Origin of the sequence: Pelagibacterium montanilacus (assembly GCF_003992665.1) — a bacterium.
Taxonomy (GTDB): Bacteria; Pseudomonadota; Alphaproteobacteria; order Rhizobiales; family Devosiaceae; genus Pelagibacterium; species Pelagibacterium montanilacus.
Genome location: NZ_RZMX01000039.1, coordinates 17,785 through 32,236 on the forward strand (window position 1 = coordinate 17,785; position 14,452 = coordinate 32,236).

General features: G+C 60.0%; 13 protein-coding genes. 7 read left to right on the forward strand and 6 right to left on the reverse strand.

Annotated elements, in window-relative coordinates; genetic code table 11:
* Nucleotides 1-78 precede the first annotated feature (78 nt).
* Nucleotides 79-411 (reverse strand): thermonuclease family protein, encoded by a 333-nt coding sequence (locus EO136_RS11705; protein ID WP_246018353.1) that lies wholly within the window; start codon nucleotides 409-411, stop codon nucleotides 79-81.
* A gap of 228 nt (nucleotides 412-639) precedes the next feature.
* Here EO136_RS11705 and EO136_RS11710 point away from each other — a divergent pair, with 228 nt between their 5' ends.
* Nucleotides 640-915: a hypothetical protein gene (locus EO136_RS11710; protein WP_127144605.1), complete on the forward strand. Its 276-nt coding sequence runs from the start codon at nucleotides 640-642 to the stop codon at nucleotides 913-915.
* Nucleotides 916-1,153: 238 nt separating this feature from the next.
* On the opposite strand, the gene EO136_RS11715 is transcribed toward EO136_RS11710, so the two are convergent.
* Both EO136_RS11715 and EO136_RS11720 read right to left on the reverse strand, forming a co-directional pair.
* Complete coding sequence (locus EO136_RS11715; RefSeq protein WP_127144606.1) at nucleotides 1,154-1,705, reverse strand: tetratricopeptide repeat protein; 552 nt, start codon at nucleotides 1,703-1,705, stop codon at nucleotides 1,154-1,156.
* Nucleotides 1,702-2,187: a hypothetical protein gene (locus EO136_RS11720; protein WP_127144607.1), complete on the reverse strand. Its 486-nt coding sequence runs from the start codon at nucleotides 2,185-2,187 to the stop codon at nucleotides 1,702-1,704. Before EO136_RS11720 ends, EO136_RS11715 begins: the two co-directional genes overlap by 4 nt.
* Nucleotides 2,188-2,500: 313 nt before the next feature.
* Between EO136_RS11720 and EO136_RS11725 the strand changes: the two genes are divergently transcribed.
* From EO136_RS11725 to EO136_RS11735, 3 genes are all read left to right on the forward strand, one after another.
* A complete protein-coding gene (locus EO136_RS11725) occupies nucleotides 2,501-4,705 on the forward strand; it encodes a putative bifunctional diguanylate cyclase/phosphodiesterase (RefSeq protein ID WP_127144608.1) in 2,205 nt (734 codons plus the stop codon).
* Nucleotides 4,702-5,604: a GGDEF domain-containing protein gene (locus EO136_RS11730; RefSeq protein WP_127144609.1), complete on the forward strand. Its 903-nt coding sequence runs from the start codon at nucleotides 4,702-4,704 to the stop codon at nucleotides 5,602-5,604. The genes EO136_RS11725 and EO136_RS11730 overlap by 4 nt, the downstream gene beginning before the upstream one ends.
* Nucleotides 5,605-5,808: 204 nt before the next feature.
* Nucleotides 5,809-6,333, forward strand: coding sequence for a hypothetical protein (locus EO136_RS11735; protein ID WP_127144610.1), 525 nt, complete (start codon nucleotides 5,809-5,811; stop codon nucleotides 6,331-6,333).
* A 283-nt stretch (nucleotides 6,334-6,616) separates the two neighbouring features.
* Here the strand turns inward: EO136_RS11735 and EO136_RS11740 are convergent, their stop codons facing one another.
* Nucleotides 6,617-7,993 carry a tetratricopeptide repeat protein gene (locus EO136_RS11740; RefSeq protein ID WP_164730556.1) on the reverse strand — a complete coding sequence of 459 codons (1,377 nt, stop codon included), beginning with the start codon at nucleotides 7,991-7,993 and terminating at the stop codon, nucleotides 6,617-6,619.
* A 464-nt stretch (nucleotides 7,994-8,457) separates the two neighbouring features.
* Here EO136_RS11740 and EO136_RS11745 point away from each other — a divergent pair, with 464 nt between their 5' ends.
* A complete protein-coding gene (locus tag EO136_RS11745; RefSeq protein WP_127144612.1) occupies nucleotides 8,458-9,069 on the forward strand; it encodes a hypothetical protein in 612 nt (203 codons plus the stop codon).
* Between the two features lie 283 nt (nucleotides 9,070-9,352).
* Here EO136_RS11745 and EO136_RS11750 read toward each other — a convergent pair whose 3' ends face one another.
* Nucleotides 9,353-9,619, reverse strand: a complete 267-nt coding sequence (locus EO136_RS11750) for a hypothetical protein (RefSeq protein WP_127144613.1) — start codon at nucleotides 9,617-9,619, stop codon at nucleotides 9,353-9,355.
* Nucleotides 9,620-9,991: 372 nt separating this feature from the next.
* On the reverse strand, nucleotides 9,992-10,381 hold the full coding sequence (locus tag EO136_RS11755; RefSeq protein ID WP_127144614.1) for a hypothetical protein: 390 nt from the start codon (nucleotides 10,379-10,381) through the stop codon (nucleotides 9,992-9,994).
* 65 nt (nucleotides 10,382-10,446) lie between these two features.
* On the opposite strand from EO136_RS11755, the gene EO136_RS11760 reads away from it, so the two are divergent.
* Nucleotides 10,447-13,206: a type I restriction endonuclease subunit R gene (locus EO136_RS11760; RefSeq protein ID WP_127144615.1), complete on the forward strand. Its 2,760-nt coding sequence runs from the start codon at nucleotides 10,447-10,449 to the stop codon at nucleotides 13,204-13,206.
* Between the two features lie 416 nt (nucleotides 13,207-13,622).
* Nucleotides 13,623-14,435, forward strand: coding sequence for an IS5 family transposase (locus tag EO136_RS11765; protein WP_127142346.1), 813 nt, complete (start codon nucleotides 13,623-13,625; stop codon nucleotides 14,433-14,435).
* Nucleotides 14,436-14,452: the final 17 nt, after the last annotated feature.

The following is a 14,452-nucleotide window of genomic DNA, read 5'->3' on the forward strand; positions in this document are numbered from 1 at the left end:
GCTGCGTCGCCGCCATCACAATCACTCCACAGAGTTAGAACCGGGGCGATGCAGCGTCGTTGTTACATATCCATGCCGTCAATCGCACCACCACTCCTCCCCATCCGGCCACCATCGGGCGAGCCGCTCCTCGACCAGCCACTCCCCGACGTCGCGGCCGCCGATCGTGATGGTCGCAAGCGTCCGGCCATAGCGGTCTGTCCCGCTGCGCTCAACCGTCCAGCTGTTGGTGTTGAGGAGTTCTTGAAGGCGAGAACTGGCGCGATGGGCCAGCTCCACCTCACGCTGGCCGCCACATATCGCGCTCTGCAGCTCGGGTGTGTCGAAACCCTCCAGACGGATGTTCTCGCCGTCCAGCCAAATGGTGTCTCCGTCGACGATGCAGGTCTTGTCAGGGGTATTGGGTTGCATCGGTGCGCGCATCTCGAGGCGGTTGTGGAGTAGGTGCGCGGTGCGGATCGATCAGGTTCAACATCTAAGCGTGATGCGAGGCTCGGCAAGAGCAGGGATCGACCCCGTTGCGCTAGCGCAGGGTTGCGAGCTTAGCGTCCACCTGAACGACAGCTGAAGGACACGCTAATCGACACTTCAGGTCTAACGTTCTAGCCTGCTCTCGTCGATTTGATTAGGGAGAGAGACATGTTGAGCACCCGTTCCGCCACGATCGCAGTATTCGCATCGCTGCTGGCGATCACATCCGCACAGGCTGCCGAAGGCCACAAGCGTTACGGCAAATGCGTCGTGATGATTGACGTTGGTGGTCGACAGGTCCCAGCTTCTTATGACTGCAACGACGCTGGCGTGAGTTGCCCCAACCCCGGCTGGGATACCGCTTGCACCGTTAACGGGGTCTCCGGCACCACCACACCCGGCGACGCCGAGCGTGCCGTTCGCGCCAAGCCGGCGCTGATGTAAAGGGCGTATTTAACCCCGTTGGGGGGGGGCAGAGAGAACGACATGGCCGGCAAACACCCGTTGCTGGCCATTTTTCTGTCCGAAACCTGGCAATATCGAAAGCTCGGTAGCCGCGCGCGCTGGTGTAAGCGGGCCGATCAAGGCAAATGCGGCAACTATTCCCGCACGTCCATCCTGCTGCCGAAGGCCAGAAAACGGCGGCCAACGCTCCGCAAGATGTTCCGGCCGATGGCTCGCCTCAATGTTCGCAGAAATCAGCGATCTCGGCACAAAGATCCAGCCGAGCGCCTTCGTGCCCTTGGGCATGTGCCCTCTGCCAGAGCCGCAATGCTTCTCCATAGTCATGGGGCACCCCGCTCCCTCGGTAGTAGAGGTGTCCGAGAGCATATTGTCCATTAGCATCACCGGCCTCTCCAGCGCGACGAAACCATGTGGCCGCCGCGTCGTCGCTCTGTGCGAAGTGCACTCCATCTGCGTGCATATGGCCAAGCTTGACGAAAGAAGGAACGTGGTTCTGCTCGGCGGCACGAGTGTGCCAGTGGGCCACAAGCTCCAGGTTCTGGGGGACGCCCCACCATCCGCCCCAGTTCGATTCAGCAAGCCAGAATTGAGCTTCTGCATCACCAGCTTCAGCCAGACCGGTCCAGATGGATATGGCGCGGTCAGGCTCCCCTTGCTGCGCAGCGGAGCGGCCGTCTTCAACGGTTTGGGCGTGAGCAGGTGCCGGGCCCGCTGCGAGCGAAATTCCGAGAAACATCGCTATTGCCAAATGCCATATGTGGGCAGTCATCCGAGTGCCTCCAGGCACTTGAGCAGGCGGGCAATTGAATGGTTAGCGCTCGGCAGTGCCGGTATGGCAATCTGGACGCCGCTACCAGACAGACCAAACTCGCCCTCAATTCGAAAGTGATCCACCAACGAAAGGCCAACCTCACGGTCAGCCAAATCGAGCACAGCCGCACCCAAATCAGGGTTCGCGCCGAGAGTCATTGTCACTGACGCACCGGACGGCAGCGTGCCGCTATATTCCGCTATGTCGTCCCTGCTCCGGAACTCCTCGGCGATGACCGCGAACCGTGTTCGCTCCTTTTCAAATGTGAAAAACACAATTGGGGGTTCTTCACCAGAACTAAGGTGACACATCGCTGCGTCCTGTCCGCTCTGAGGCATCAGCGGGCTCTCCCGCGCATACCATTCCTGTGCCTGGGCAGGAACGGCAAAGGCCACTGCGATTGCGGCCAGACAAGTTGGCTGGAAAAGGTGAAGTCGCACAACCAACCTCCTTGGATACGTTTCTCGATAGTCTAGATGCAGCCGATTTTCGGCTCATGCCCCTGTTCGGGTGGCCCGCTGGACGATGGCTGATGAGTGCTGCGCCGTGCTGTTGCCTCTGGAGATGAAACCCTCCCGCCTGAACTCATCGATGATGCTCGTCCAAAAAAATACGCAGTCCAAGTGCCGTATAACTTGAATTTTAAAGCAATCTTCACGGTCTGCTAACTGCGTCCTCGTAGTGAAATGGCCTTTTGCTTTGGCGCCCAATTTCTTGTTGTAAGTTGGCTTTCCGGAGAAGCGAGGACTCCTGATGGCTCCCAATTGCCCAGACTTTCAGACGGCCTTTGACCGGTGGCCTGCGCCTGCACTCATACTCGGCGCAGACTTGGTCGTTCTGGCGTGCAACAGCGCCTATGAAATGGTCGCTCCAGTCGATCGGAAGAATCTACTCGGGCGCCAACTGCTTGAGGCGTTTCCGGGCACGGGTGAAGTGCAGTCATCATTGCTGCTGGGATCGTTCAACCGTGCACTCCGCACCGGTCAAACGGATCAAATTGCTGAACTGCAATATGCAGTCGCTTCGCCGAGAGGGGGCGAGCTGGCCTTGCGGAGGTGGACCGTGACCAACGTGCCCCTACGCGACGACGACGGCGCAATCTGGGGCATACTGCACTGCCCACTCGAGGTATCCGGCTTCCCCAGTTGGCGAGAGACCGTGACATCCTTCTCCCCGGCCAACACAGGCGTTCCGCAGACCGCCGTCTCCCCACTGGAACTGGCTACTATCCTTGATGTCGAGCGCAAGCGGTTGCATCACATGTTTCACCAGGCGCCCGGGTTCATATGTGTCCTTAGCGGCCCGCAGCATGTCTTTGAGCTAGCGAACGCCGCGTATTACCAATTGGTTGGTCATCGCGAGATCATCGGCCACGCCTTATCCGAAGTCTTGCCTGAGGTCGTCACACAAGGGTTTCTGGCAAAGCTCGATCGCGTCTACCAAACCGGCGAACCTTTCATCGGCAAAGCCATGCCTATTGAACTGCAACGCGACGCGGGCGGACCTCTCGAGCTTCGGCATATTGATCTCGTCTATCAACCGATCTTCGATACCGACCAGTATGTAACCGGGATATTCGTTCAGGGAAACGACGTCAGCGAGGCGCATCGGTTGTCCCAGGAGGTTGCCTTTCAGGCCGCCCATGATCCACTGACTGGCCTCATAAACAGGCGTGAATTTGCCAGGCTAACTCAGACGATAACAGCACCTGGGCCGCATGTGCTCCTTTACCTCGATATCGACAATTTCAAGATCGTCAATGATCGGTGTGGACACGCTGCGGGTGACGGCCTGCTTCAGGAGGTCACAATCGCGCTTTCGTCCGTCGTTGGTGATAGCGGGATTTTGGCGCGGCTCGGGGGCGACGAGTTCGCCTTTGTGCGTTCAAACTGCGATGTGGATGATGCCATCTCCCTAGCGGATAAGCTTCGTTCGGCTGTCAAGCACGTCGACTTCATCTGGCAGGGGAAAAGATATGGTGTGACGCTGAGCGTGGGTGTGGCGAGCTTCTCCGAGGCTGAAGGAACGACGTTCGAAACAGCGCTGGGGTTGGCCGACGCAGCGTGCTTCCTGGCCAAGGAATCTGGACGAGATCGAACCAAGCTTGCGGTGCCGTCAGATGATGACATTTGGAAGCAGTTCTCCGACATGGATAACGCCACAAGGCTTCAGCAAGCTATTCGAGATGATCGCATCGAATTATTTGGCCAACGAATATACGATCTCAGCCAGTCCGGGTCGGAGCCGTCCGGGTTTGTTGAGGTTCTCGCAAGGTTGCGCGATGCCAACGGCGCACTCATTCCGCCGGGTGGCTTCATTCCTGCAGCCGAGCGGTTCGGACTGATCGAGGCGCTCGATCGTCACATAATAGCGAAGGCGCTCGCGCATCTTCAGGGGCGAGTCGGCTCACAGCGTGCTGCACAATGTTATTTCATAAACATTTCGGCCGTGACGCTCAGTGCATCAGGCTTTGACGATTTCGTTGCGAACCTGTTGGCAGTGCATCCCGAGGTTAGGGCCTCACAGATATGTTTCGAAGTAACCGAGACTGCCGCACTTTCGGATGTTCGCCGCAGCGCAGCTGCCATGCGCAAGCTTGCTGATACTGGTATTCGCTTCGCGCTCGACGATTTCGGGAGTGGGATGGCGTCGTTTTCCTACCTCCAGCAACTACCGGTTCACTTCGTCAAGATCGACGGGGAGTTTGTGCAATCACTGCGTGAAAATCCGGCCAGTTCAATCATAGTCGAATCCGTGGCTCGGCTGGCAGCCAGTATGGGTATGCAGACGATTGCCGAGTTCGTGGAGGTCTCTGAGCTGACCGGTCTGCTTCAGGGTCTCGGCGTGCAATATGGTCAGGGCTACGCCTTGCATTGTCCCGAGGAACTGGATTCTGCAACCTCCCCGGACATGCCCCCGGAGCATGGTGCTAGAAGCGATCCTGGGGAGGTATCATGAACAACAACCCTGAAGCATCTTGCGAGAGGAAGGACACCGCCTCGCTGATGCGACGGGCGCTCGATCTCATGCCCGATGGCGTGCTGATCATCGGGAGCAATCGAGATGTCCTCTATATGAACGAAGCCTTTGAAACACTCTGGCGGGTTCCACGGTCGGTTGTCGAACAAGGGGATAGGGCCATGCTTGCCCATGTTCTCGAACAACTCGACGATCCAGGTGCCTTCATGAATCTCGTCGACCGTCTCTATGGTTCGACAGAACCTTCCGAAGACCAGCTGAATTTCAAGGACGGGCGTCTGTTCAATCGGCGCAGCGTTGCTCTGCTCGAGAATGGAGGAGGATTTAGCCGCATATGGATCTTCAGCGACATAACCGAGGCTTGGAGCGCCAGAGTGGACGCACTAACGGGATTGATGAACCGCCGAGCCTATGCTCAAGAGCTACCAGAGTTCATGGCTTCGGTGACCGACGAGAGCACGAAGGCATTCGCACTGCTCGATGTCGATAACTTCAAGGAATATAATGACCGGTATGGGCACGCCAAGGGCGACTCCGTTCTAGAGCGTATCGGAGACCTCCTAAGGGCCACGCTCAAGCGGAGCTCGGATCGAGCCTACCGCATTGGTGGAGAGGAGTTCGCGGTGGCAACATGCCATCGAGACTGCACGTCGGCTGCCTCGTTCTACGAAGGATTGCTAACCAGCATCCGTAGCGCCAAGATCGAGCACGCAGGCAATCCGCCGTATGGCTGCATCACTGTCTCAATGGGTCTGGGGTTATTCGAGGGTGCACGCGAGCCTGCGCAGATTTTCAGCGAAGTCGATCGTGCGCTCTACCGGGCAAAACGCCAAGGCCGAAACAGAACGGAACGCGTTCTGTTACCCGCTGCCCACTAAGTTGCTCTATGGTTCAGTCTCAATCGTCGGCGCATGCTATCTTAGTGCGGGTTGTGTCCAAAGCGCTGGATTCCGGCGACGATTCGACATTACGCTATTGTCGTCGACGCGCTTGGCGCTGAGCTACGCAGTATACGACCCATCAGGGCTCAAGGATGAGGGCCAAGACATCAAACAAGGGCATTAATCTGCAAGGGGATATCGATGACGACACTGTTCAGCCATGGCCGGACGATACTGGCTGCCACTCTCTGCACGGCGCTTGCTGCCTGCCATACGACCTCAGGAACAGCCATCCATGGCGATGATCGCGACCACACCTTTTGCGAAGAGCGGCCGGTTGTCTGCGCCACGATCGGGGCTGTGGTCGTCGGCGGTGTGATAGCCCTCGCCTCAAGCAGCGGAGGGAGCGGCGCTTCAACTGGCGGCGAAACTGGTGGAAATATTGGGGACGTATCTGACGCCCGCCTCAAGTCCGATATGCGCTTCGTTGAGCAATTGGAGAACGGCATCAATCTCTATGCCTTCCGATACACAGGAGACGACCGTGTGTTCGTGGGCGTGAACGCTGCAGAGATACAGGCCGATCCCCGCTACGCGCACGCCGTGGTCGAACTCGGAAACGATTTCTTAGGCGTCAATTATCAGGCGCTGGGCCTTGAGATGATCAACGAGAACGAGATGCACGCAGCCAGCGATGCGGCCATCGCTAGAGCGGGCGCGTCATAGGCTCCGGCCTTCTTGTCGGCGTTGGCCCTTTCTTACTTTCGGTTCGACGCCTTCTCGACCGCCTGGCTTGTGGCAAGCCGTCTTGCGCGCGCGGCTGGGAAGTCAGATACAATTATTATGTTGGGGCCCCAGGCTGGCCGTGACCTGAGGCCAGATGGTTACCGGTTCGACGACCGGGGTTTGGGCCACACATTTGGACTGGCATCGGATGTGAGGGATGCGAGCTTCGATGTGCTCCTGATCCGCACCGGATTGCGTGAACCGGAATTGGAACACCGCAGGACTAAACATCCATCATGTAGGAGTAAAGAAATCGGGGCACTTCAGCACCGACCGCCAAGTTCGCTTCATCGATCGCCAGATACACCAAGTGACGAACCGCCCGGATGGCCGCAGTATCAAGATCGCCAGCGGCCTCCATCTCGTCAACAACCGTCACGATATCAAGGATCAGCGCTCTGAGCGGCGCCCAATGGTTCTCTGAGGTCGAGTTTGACATAACTTCGGCTGCGCGGATCGAAAGGAAGCGCTGGGCCCGGATGGCGCGTTCTGGGGAAACGCGACTTGAAGCGACAAGCTCGGCGATCGCGGGCCGAAGGTCCTGATCCAGCCACTTCGCCTCCAGCGCTACATCGATCATCCCAAGCAGTTCCGGTCGCACAGTGGAGTTCAAGGTGGCAAAGCTTGCGTTTTCACCCGCCCAAGGGTCCTCCTGCCCCGCAGGATAGAAGACAATCACCCGAATGTCGGGATGGGTCAGTTCCATGACCATGTCGCGCTCATGCTCGTCGAACTGCCCATCCTCGAGGATTAACCGGCGCAGCTCGATTGCATCGTCCGCAGTGAGAAGCGAGTTGCCGGCCGCGCGTCTCGCGACCAGAAAGTCCAGCACCGGTTGGGCAGTCTCCACCCTGCCGTTGGTCACATGCCCGGGGTCTGCCTGCCAGGTATCCGGCGCTTCCAGTGCCACCGCCAGTTGCTCGAGCATCTCGAGAGCCTCGCGATGCTCTTGAGCAGCGGCCGCGCGGAACAGCGCAATGGCCTCCTCGCGAGATTGATCGAGCCCCCGGCCTTCCAGATAGAGCCTGGCGAGATTGAACTGCGCGGCGGCGAGCCCGAGGTCGGCTCCAATGCGATAGAGCCGGGCCGCTTCGGCAAAGTCCTGCGACACGCCCAGCCCCTGAGCGTAATGGCGGGCGAGATTGTTCCAGCCCCAGGCGTGGCCTTGTTCGGCCGCGCGCAGATACCACTGGGCGGCCTGGGCATGGTCCTGCTCCACACCGTATCCATTGTCGTAGAATGTGCCCAGACGCAGCTGGGCTTGGCCATGTCCCCGCTCTGCCGCCGTTCGATACCAGATTGCCGCCTGATCGTAGCTGGGCGGTATTCCATTACCCATCTGATGGGCTGCACCCAGTTCGAACTGAGCATCGATATGCCCCTGTTCAGCAGCGAGTGTGTAAAGACGAACCGCCTCTGCCTGATCGCGCTCGACACCCCTGCCTCCGAAGTAGAACTGTCCCAAGACGAACGCTGCCTCGGCGTCGCCGGCCGCGACCAGAGGCTCAAGGATGTGGACCGCCATCTCGTAGTCCCCGCTCAGGACAGCTGCTCCGACATCGGCGAGGTGCGGTTCGTGGTGTTGCCCGCTCGCGGACATGGGCGTCATCATTGACGCCAGGAGCGCGCCACACATCAGCAGGTGTGAGATTCTCATGTCCTCGACTCCCGTGGCCTGATCGCACGCGTGAACGCTAGGCTACGCACGTGCTGACGAACACCCCCTGTCTTGGGGGAAGCTGCGTCCTCAAGATGTGCCCCGCTCGGTTCCCAGGCCACACATCGAGATGCTGCCTACTTCAGCGAGCCCGGAACTTCGGCACAAGGCGTGGCAAGTTCGTGACCAGTGCGCGCCAATTCCGGTGGTCTGCACTCCTTGCCTGACATGCATCTCGTCCGCAAAATTCGTCAAAGGCGCTCCTCCGGATCCGACCCGCCTCCAAGCGAGGCCTGACTCATTCCCAGTGCGATCTATTAAGCCGGCACGATCCGACAGCATCCCGGCTCGATTCCGCTATAAGCAGAACCAAACGCGGCAAGAACAGACACCAGGCTAACGATCCAATGAAGTCCAACCTCCACAAAAGCCACAGCGCAATCTTCACGCAGTGGCCGATTGCCGTAGATCGTAGGAAACAAGCCCGCGAGATTCAGAGATGGCTCATGCGGTGGGAGTTCACCCATTTCGTGACGCTTACATTCTCGGATCCCGACGCGGGCCGCGCGACACTGCGAGGGAGCAACCTCTCGGGTCTCTATCTGACTGACCGCCTCCGGCGATGGGACGCGCTGGTCTGCCGCGAGTTGCTTGGGCGAAATTGGCACCAGCGACCCGCGGATCGTCCGTTCTGGGCGGGCCTCCTCGAGAAGCCCGATCACAGCCCGCACTTTCATATGCTCATGATGTTCCCACCCAACGACCGGCACGATCTACCAACGACCCATGCGCTTTTCGAACTGTCCGCAGGGCGGCTCTGGAGCAAGCTCGTTCCGGCTGGCACCGTGGAGATCGAAGCAGTAACGAGCCAACGGACACTTGCAGAATACGTTTTGAAGTCTTTCCATGTTGATGTAAAATACGACAAGTTGATCCTGCCAGACGAATTCAGTCGCTGGTCAACTCCGGGAACCGCCGCTGCCATCGCTCGCCACGCGACCAAGGCATGTAGCCCGTGAACCGCAGATGATTGATGACCGCCCGGAAGATCCGCGCGGTTGTTTTTCATGGACACTTCTTAGAGCTGCCCCAAGACAACCGATAGCACCCACTGCCCGCCGCAAGGCGGGCACCAAGGCCGAAGGCCGCGGAGGCGAGCGAAGCGAGTAATAGACCAGTCGACGTGCCGATTGAGTCCTGTCAGCTCCGCACTCCCAGCCCCTCTTCCTGCCGCACCTCTGCGAGGCGTCGCCGCCGCAGGCATTCGGTGGCAGAGCTGTTCCCAACCTGGAGCCACAGCGGTCAACGGCACCATTCGAGCGCGGCACCAACAGCTTGCTGTGCACTGTCCGGAGGAATGGTCAGTCGGGCCTGGAAAAAGGAGATGCCAATCGGGCCAGCGCTCTCCCGCGTCGCGCGGAACGCTGCCAAAAGGACCTGCGGATCATAGCCCGGCATCGGTCCGGCATTGTATCTCGCCCGTCCTTTCGAGGAGTGGACGCCTAGCATGCCGGAGGCGTCGCAAAACTCACCGGTGACCGCGAACTTGCCTCCGTCGGCGCTGATCAAGACTGGCACGCTGGCAGCACAAGATGAGGTTGACTCGAACACCTCGACGGTGCTCGGGATCAGGCTGGGCTCCCCGTCGCCCTGAGCTCGGTTGCACACGACCCAAGCCGGGCGCGATGGGGCCAGGCCACAAAAACTCGTCAAGCTGTTTATTTGATCCGGAGCGCCGTTACAAACAGAAAGCCACGTTGCCTTATCGGGAACTCAGTGTAGAAGGAATCGAATACTGAAACCATATGACCGACAATTGATCAGGCTCGCAACAAGCGTCCTGAACTGAATTCTGTGGTAGGCGGGCTACGCGACGACGGGGGCATCGAGCTCGCACATCAAAATGTGGAAGAAATGATGCTGTCCATCAAGGATCCTGAGCTAGAGGCACAGCACCTCGAGGAACTCGCACGCTTGATCCGCAAATACGGTGAAGGCCTTGAGAATAGTGCGGCGCCGCAAGCCGCGGCGGCCGAGGTGGCATAATCGCCATTGCTCCGCCTGATCGGTCGAAACTCCCTGAAGTGCTAGGTTATGGCCTTTGAGCTTGGCATGGTCTTCAGCCGTCGGAGAAATCGGGTTCGAGGGCCATGACCTCGCTGCGACGGTCGTGGAGGCATTTTTCGATGTGTAGTAATCCCCGGAGCCCGGACCAATGGCCCGGGCATCTGTGCTGCTGTTGCCGAAAAGAGTTTCTATCCAATTGGAACGGCAAGCTTGCGAGGTGCCGTCTTTGATCTTGTCGACGGCCTCCACCCACGCCGGCGACATGCATTCAACATTGCCTATCAGCGGATGACTGGTAGTGTGACGGTCGACACATTTTCGGGGGCAATGTGCAGCCAGAGCAGATCACACGGCAAAACATCGATCGGCTGCTGACCGAGGCCGGGTGGGTGGTTCAGGATCGCGAGGCGCTGGACCGTCAAGCGGCGCTGGGCGTCGCCGTGCGCGAGTTCCCCCTGCCGGCGGGGTTCTGCGACTATCTGCTGTTCGTCGGCGGCAAGGCGGCCGGGGTCATCGAGGCCAAGAAGACGGGCGTGACCCTGAGTGGTGTTGCCGACCAGTCAGAGAAATACGCCTCGCGCCCGCCCGAGCATCTGGCGCGCTGGGACGAGTTCCTGATCTACCATTACGAAAGCACCGGCGAGGAAACCTTCTTCCGAAACCTGCGGGACCCCAAGGCTCGTTCCCGCCGCCTGTTCGCCTTCCATCGCCCAGAGACGTTGCACGACTGGGTGCGACAGCCGGAGACCATTCGCGCCCGCCTGCGCCAGATGCCGCCGCTAGATCCGAAGGGGCTTCGCGACTGCCAGATCGAGGCGATCACCGGGCTGGAAGAGTCACTGGCAGAGGACAAGCCCCGCTCGCTGATCCAGCTCGCCACCGGCGCGGGCAAGACCTTCACCGCCTGTTCCTTCTCCTATCGGCTGATCAAGGAGGCCGGGGCGAAGCGCATCCTGTTCCTGGTCGACCGCAACAACCTGGGCGACCAGACGCTGCGCGAGTTCCAGGGGTTCCAGCCGCCCGGCGCGGCGAACCGCTTCACCGACACATACATCGTCCAACATCTGCACTCCCACCGGATCGACCCAGATGCGAAGGTCGTGATCACTACGATCCAGCGCCTCTATTCCATGCTCAGGGGGCAGGAGCTGTCCGAGGAAGAGGAAGAGGCGTCCGACTTTGAGAAGTGGCAGGGCGAGGACGGTGAGCCTCTGCCGCTGGCCTACAATCCCGACATTCCCATCGAGACCTTCGACTTCATCGTCACCGACGAATGCCACCGCTCGATCTATGGGCTCTGGCGGCAGGTGCTGGAATATTTCGACGCCTCGATCATCGGGCTCACAGCGACCCCGTCCAAGCACACGCTGGGCTTCTTCAACCAGAACCTGGTCGCCGAATATCCCTATGAACGCTCCGTCGCCGACGGCGTGAATGTTGGCTATGAAATCTACCGCATCCGCACCCGCGTCACCGAGGAAGGCGGCAAGGTCGAAACCGACGAGACCGGCTTCCAGGTCCCCGTGCGTGACAAGCGCACCCGCAAGGTCCGCTATGAACAGCTCGACGCCGATCTGGAATACACCGCCAAGGAACTCGACCGCTCCGTCGTGAACCCGAACCAGATCAGAACCGTCCTGCAGACCTACAAGGACCGGGTCTTCACCGAGCTGTTCCCAGACCGCACCGGCGAATGGCTTCCCAAGACGCTGATCTTCGCCAAGGACGACAACCACGCCGAAGAGATCGTCCATGCCGTGCGCGAGGTCTTCGGCGAGGGCAACGACTTCGCCAAGAAGATCACCTACCGCAACACCGGCGAAAACCCGAAATCGATGATCAAGGCGTTCCGGGTCGACCCCTTCCCCCGCGTCGCCGTGACCGTCGACATGATCGCCACCGGCACCGACATCAAGCCGGTCGAGGTGCTGATCTTCATGCGCGACGTGAAATCCGAGGGCTATTACGAGCAGATGAAGGGGCGCGGGGTCCGCACCATCCCCGACGCCGACCTGCAGGCCGTCACGCCCGATGCCAAGACCAAGACCCGCTTCATCCTGATCGACGCCGTCGGCGTGTCCGAGACCAAGAAGAACGCCTCCCAGCCCCTGGAGCGCAAGAAGTCCCTCAGCTTCGACGCTCTGATCGAACAGATCGCCATGGGGCGGCGCGACGAGGACGCGCTGTCATCGCTCGCCGCCCGCCTCGCCATTCTCGACCGCAAGCTGGGCGACGAGGACCGCGCCCGCATTGCCGACGCCACGGGCGGCAAGACCCCGCGCGATCTGGCAAACGCCCTGCTCGATGCCATCGACGCCGACAAGCAACAGGTCGCCATCGAGGCGCGCCACGGCCCCGCGCCCACGCCGGAGCAGGAACGCGCCGTCATCGAAGAGCTGACCGATACCGCCTGCCGCCCATTCGACAACCCGGCCGCCCGCAATCTGTTGAAGGACATCAAGCAAAAGACTGACATCGTCATCGACGAGATCACCACCGACGAAGTCACCGGCGCGGGCTTCGACATGAAGCGCGCCGAGGAAACGATCACCAGTTTCCGCACCTTCATCGACGAGAACCGCGACGAGCTGACGGCGCTGCAAATTCTCTACAACCAGCCCCAGGGGCGGCAACGGCTGACCTATGCCGCGATCCGCGAACTGGTGCAGCGCCTGACCGACCCGCCCCATTACCTGACCACCGCGAATGTCTGGCAGGCCTACAAGCGGCTCGATGCCGCCCGAGTGCGCGGCGCGCCGGTGGACGAACAACTGACCGAGGTGGTCAGCCTGGTCCGCTTCGCGCTGGGGCAGACCGAGGTGCTGGAGCCCTTCGCCAGCGTCGTCGAACAGCGGTTCAACCTGTGGATGGGGCGCGAGAAGAAGGCGGGCCGCGAATACACCCCCGATCAGGAAGACTGGCTCCGCGCCATAGCGTCCTTCATCGCCGCCAATGCCGAGATCGCGCCGCGTGATTTCATGGAAGTGCCCAGCCTTGCCGACAGGGGTGGCATACTGCAAGCGCGCAAGGTATTGGGTCCGGGGCTGAACGACATTCTTGAAGAATTGCAGGGGGCGCTGGTCGCGTGAATGAATCAGCAGATGCGCCCAGTGCTTGGGTGTCAGCAACAATCATTGAAGTCGCCGAAACTATATTCGGCCAATCACCGCCGTCATCAACTTATAATAAGAACAGTAAAGGCTTCCCGTTCTTTCAAGGAAAAGCCGAATTTGGCGTAAAGTACCCCGTCGTTCGAACGTGGTGCACGGAACCAACCCGTAAGGCCGAAGCTGGCGATATTCTTGTCTCGGTTCGAGCGCCGGTTGGCCCCATAAACGTAGCTGACCGACAATGCGCTATTGGTCGGGGTCTTGCTGCAATTCGCCCGCTCATTGCACCTGAATATGTCCGGCTATGGCTAATTCTAAGAGGCCGTTTCGAAAGGGGTTGAGCGGTCGAGGTTGGCATGATTCCAAGCGGTTTGCTGACCTGCATGGAGAATGTCATGTGGACCCCGACCACCCGTGAACAGCATAACCGTCGTGCCACGCGATACCAGACCGATCTGACGGACGTGGAGTGGCGCCTGATCCAGCCGCACCTGCCTGCGGCCTGTAGAACGGGGCGGCCCCGGGCCTGGCCGATGCGCGAGATCATCAACGCAATTTTCTACGTCCTGCGCGGCGGCATCACTTGGCGTCTCCTACCCTCGGACTTTCCGCCTTGGCCGACCGTCTATCGGTGGTTCGCCGCATTGCGCGACGGCTCGGTCTTTGAGAAGATCAACCATGCCCTGGTCATGATGGACCGTGAGCGCGCCGGCCGCGAGGCCAGTCCGTCCGCAGCCATAATCGACAGCCAATCCGTCAAAACCACCGAAGCCGGCGGCCCGCGTGGCTACGATGCAGGAAAGAAGATCAAAGGGCGCAAGCGCCATGCACTGGTCGATACCGATGGGCGGCCGCTACTGGTCGAGCCGCATCCGGCCGACATCCAGGACAGAGACAGCGGCGGACCACTGCTACAGATCTCGCGCCCTCTGCTCCCCTTCATCAAACATGTATGGGCCGATGGCGGCTACAATCATGAGCGCGTGACCACCGCCACCAACATCATCGTCGAAATCGTCAAGAAGCCCCCGGATCAGGTCGGCTTTGCCGTCTTGCCACGCAGATGGGTGGTCGAGCGCTTCTTTGCGTGGATCTGCCGCAACCGGCGCCTGGCAAAGGACTTCGAGGCCACCATCAATTCAGCAGCCACCTTCCTTTACGCCGCCTCGGTCATGCTCCTCGTGAGGCGACTGGCCCGCCAGTCATGAGTTTCGAAACCGACTCT

Excerpts from the sequence above, each read along its gene's own strand:
- EO136_RS11705 (WP_246018353.1), bottom strand. The coding sequence starts at position 411 with ATGCAACCCAATACCCCTGACAAGACCTGCATCGTCGACGGAGACACC.
- EO136_RS11710 (WP_127144605.1), top strand. The coding sequence starts at position 640 with ATGTTGAGCACCCGTTCCGCCACGATCGCAGTATTCGCATCGCTGCTG.
- EO136_RS11715 (WP_127144606.1), bottom strand. The coding sequence starts at position 1,705 with ATGACTGCCCACATATGGCATTTGGCAATAGCGATGTTTCTCGGAATT.
- EO136_RS11725 (WP_127144608.1), top strand. The coding sequence starts at position 2,501 with ATGGCTCCCAATTGCCCAGACTTTCAGACGGCCTTTGACCGGTGGCCT.
- EO136_RS11730 (WP_127144609.1), top strand. The coding sequence starts at position 4,702 with ATGAACAACAACCCTGAAGCATCTTGCGAGAGGAAGGACACCGCCTCG.
- EO136_RS11735 (WP_127144610.1), top strand. The coding sequence starts at position 5,809 with ATGACGACACTGTTCAGCCATGGCCGGACGATACTGGCTGCCACTCTC.
- EO136_RS11740 (WP_164730556.1), bottom strand. The coding sequence starts at position 7,993 with ATGTCCGCGAGCGGGCAACACCACGAACCGCACCTCGCCGATGTCGGA.
- EO136_RS11745 (WP_127144612.1), top strand. The coding sequence starts at position 8,458 with ATGAAGTCCAACCTCCACAAAAGCCACAGCGCAATCTTCACGCAGTGG.
- EO136_RS11755 (WP_127144614.1), bottom strand. The coding sequence starts at position 10,381 with ATGTCGCCGGCGTGGGTGGAGGCCGTCGACAAGATCAAAGACGGCACC.
- EO136_RS11765 (WP_127142346.1), top strand. The coding sequence starts at position 13,623 with ATGTGGACCCCGACCACCCGTGAACAGCATAACCGTCGTGCCACGCGA.